Origin of the sequence: Micromonospora sp. WMMD736, from assembly GCF_049179015.1 — a bacterium.
In the GTDB taxonomy this organism is placed as follows: domain Bacteria; phylum Actinomycetota; class Actinomycetes; order Mycobacteriales; family Micromonosporaceae; genus Micromonospora.
The window spans coordinates 1-3,005 of the sequence record NZ_JBMHMI010000107.1; the positions used below are offsets into that span (position 1 = coordinate 1).

Below are 3,005 nucleotides of genomic sequence, written 5' to 3' on the forward strand. Positions count from 1 at the left end.
GCGGTAACTACACCATTTTCATCCGTTTGGACGCTGGAAACTTCCGCTGCCTGCGCCGTGGCTGATACCCAGCCTAGGTCGTGCGCACGATCACCGACACTGGCCCTCAACATGTACTGGAAGGCGACCGCGTGGGGACCCGCCGGCACCTCGACGCCTTCATGAAAGGTAAACGGCAGCCGTTCCCAGCTGATAGTGACAGCTTCACCGCTTACCAAACGTGCTGCACGCAGCACCCCGTTAATGTCCCTAATATCCTCGTCAGCCAAGTCGGGCATCCGCAGTTCCACACTCACGTAGGGCTGTATTGCCATCAGGGCTCGGGCATACCTCAACACTAGGTCATGCCAACGGGCGCTGTCATCGTCTTTAGACGTCTGTGGAATCTCCTGCAGTACAGCGGAGTTGCCGCGCAGCATAGCCAGTCGCAGCCTGTTTGGCGGGCTAAAGTGCTGAAGGAATGCTAGCGGCTGCTCGACTTGATCCGGGTAGTACCCACTAGGGTCATCGACGCCCAATCGGATCGTGATGTCAAACCCTTTGTCTCCCAACCGTGCAAGGGTTTCTATAGTGAGAAAGCCACTCGAATCCGAACCGTGGTTGTATACGCCGGTGTCATCGTGATTGGTCACCGGTGGATTCATAGTGACGATGACTTCCGCTTTCAGCTCATCTTCAGGCGATACGATCGACATCTTTCTGTCGAAGGCGTTTTCTCCGCCATCCGGTTGCAGGAGCGTCAGTCTCCCTGATTCGAACTCGTGCCCAAGGCCGCCGGGCAGATCGACCGACAGATTCTTGATCTCAAGGGGCATGGACGGTGGACGCCCGTACACGCGGAACTCCTCAAGCTCTTGAGCCTCGACGCTACCCGCCTCTGCAGCGATAGCCCCTGTCCAGGTAATCGGACGTTCTTGGAGTGACTCTGCGCCACGAGCCATCACGTGAAACGCAACGTGACTGTCCCCAAGCTGTCGAGATGTACTAGCAACCAGGCGTGGATAGCCTTCCGCTCTTGGCGCCGGCCATTGCGGCTTGTGTGAAATCGCGATGTCGTATAGAAAGTGTGGGTCGCGGCTGTTCAGTGCATCCCGCAACGCAGCCAACTGCCCATGAAGCATCCCTGGATTGAGATTGCTGTAATCGTCAACCGTGAATGCAGGACCACCCGCGACGGCAATCGTTGAAATGGCAGAGAACCGTGCTAGATCCTCTGCAAGACGCGCTCGACCGCCTTCAAGGTAATAGTCCACGACGTCTGGATACCTCGCCGCCCATCCCTCGATATGCGCGAGGCCTCTCCATTCACATGGGAAGTCGGCCGCCTTTGCCATCTCCTCGAACCACTCTGTGTTCTCCGGCGTCGGATCCAATGGGATCGTCAAGTACCACTTGTCAATCACCCACCCCCGGCCATTCGCGTAATCGCGGATCCTTCGGTGAGATTCGACGATCTGGGCCTTCTGGCTACCAGCCAGGTTCTCCGCGAAGTTCTTGACTTGGTACACCTCTACGTGCCCAGGGCTCACTGGGACACACACGTCGATACCGCCATCCCCGCGTGACGGGCGCACCCGAAAAGCCTCTGGCTTTTCGCGGCACACGAACATCGAAACGACTGCTTCAACGTCATCCCCGCCGTACCGAGACCACGCTATCCGGCTCATCCTGCTTGCCCCACAGGGTGCGTCAACAACCTAATCATGCCGCACCGCCTTCCGGCACCGCGTTGTCCCGCACCGCGTTCAGTATCGAAACGATGTTGTCCACGTCCGCCTCCCCGAACACGTCGTCGGGCCCGGTCGGTGCATGGTCGATGTACGGCGACTCGTACAGCCGCGCCGGCTCCACCACCCCGTTGGCGGTGAGTTCGGTGACGATGAGGTTGATAAACCGGATCTGGTCGGTGTTGAACCGTGTGCCGTCGAGGTAGGTGCCGAATGCTTCGGCTGCGGCTTCGCGGTCCAAGCCCACCAGCGAACGCACGAACAGCCCCAGCCCGTGGGATTGTTCGCGGGCCTGGTCGATGTCGGCCTGTTCCCCGACACCGCTGTCAATGAGCATGTGCTCCAACGCCTTCAAGTCATCGGGTGTCAGGGGCTTGTTTCGCCGCAGACGCTGCAGTGCGATGTGGTCCTGGTGCTGTTTGAGGTAGGCCTTCGCCTTGGCCTGGAACCGCTCCCAGTTGGTGCCGGGCGTGATGCCGGGTAGGTCGACGAGGGTGGCTTCACTGAGTTCATCCGCGAAGTCGGTGTAGACGACGACCTTCTTCGCTTTCTCCAGGAAGCGCAGCAACCCGCGCAGCTTCCGGCGGACTGCTTCGAGCATAGGAAGGGTGGCGTCGACCCACCATTCGTCGCTGCCGACTTCTTCGAGCAGGACCTGTTGTGCGGCAACGGAAGGGATCGTGGTCTGGCTCAATAGCCCGGTGGCGATGTTCTGGATCTGCTCCCGCAACCGTTCGGCGGCGACGGCGTCGTCTTCGAGTTGGGCGAGTTGGCGGCGCAGGACGAGCATGTCGAAGCGTTTGGCGTCCTCGTCATCGTCTTTGAAGGCCGAGGGCAGCCCGGCCAGATGTTCGGCGACGTCACCAGCAACCTCCGGCGTCAGCGCAGTCCAGGCCGGCCACTGCGCGTACTCCTCAACCAGCTTGCGGTGCGGACGGACCAGAAAGTTCTCCAGGTTCATCCCGGCGACCGTCTGGTGCAGCGACCACGCGACATCAACACGCAGCCCGCGTTCGGTTTCGGTGCCCTGCCCCTCGGCAGGGTCGGGGTCTTTGGCCGGCCAGGCGTGGTCGATGGCGCTGATCAGCCCGAGGCGCGTTTCGAACAGCCGCTGGTTAAGCGATTTCTGCAGCGAGCCTTCGGATCCGGGGAGGTCTTGGCTGAAGTATTCGAGATTGCCGCAGAAGTCGAAGACATAGAAGTTCGCCTTGTCCTGGCCGGGACCGAATAGATCGGGGCGCAGGCGAGTGCCGCGGCCGATCATCTGCCAGAACTTGG

2 protein-coding genes are annotated in these 3,005 nt (G+C 60.5%); both read right to left on the reverse strand.

Annotated features, from left to right (window positions below; all coding sequences use genetic code 11):
- Nucleotides 1-1,508, reverse strand: a 1,508-nt coding sequence (locus ACN269_RS34240) for a hypothetical protein (RefSeq protein WP_421477417.1), incomplete at its 3' end; no start/stop codon positions are given.
- 193 nt (nucleotides 1,509-1,701) lie between these two features.
- A partial coding sequence (locus ACN269_RS34245) for a type I restriction-modification enzyme R subunit C-terminal domain-containing protein (RefSeq protein ID WP_421477419.1) occupies nucleotides 1,702-3,005 on the reverse strand: 1,304 nt, incomplete at its 5' end.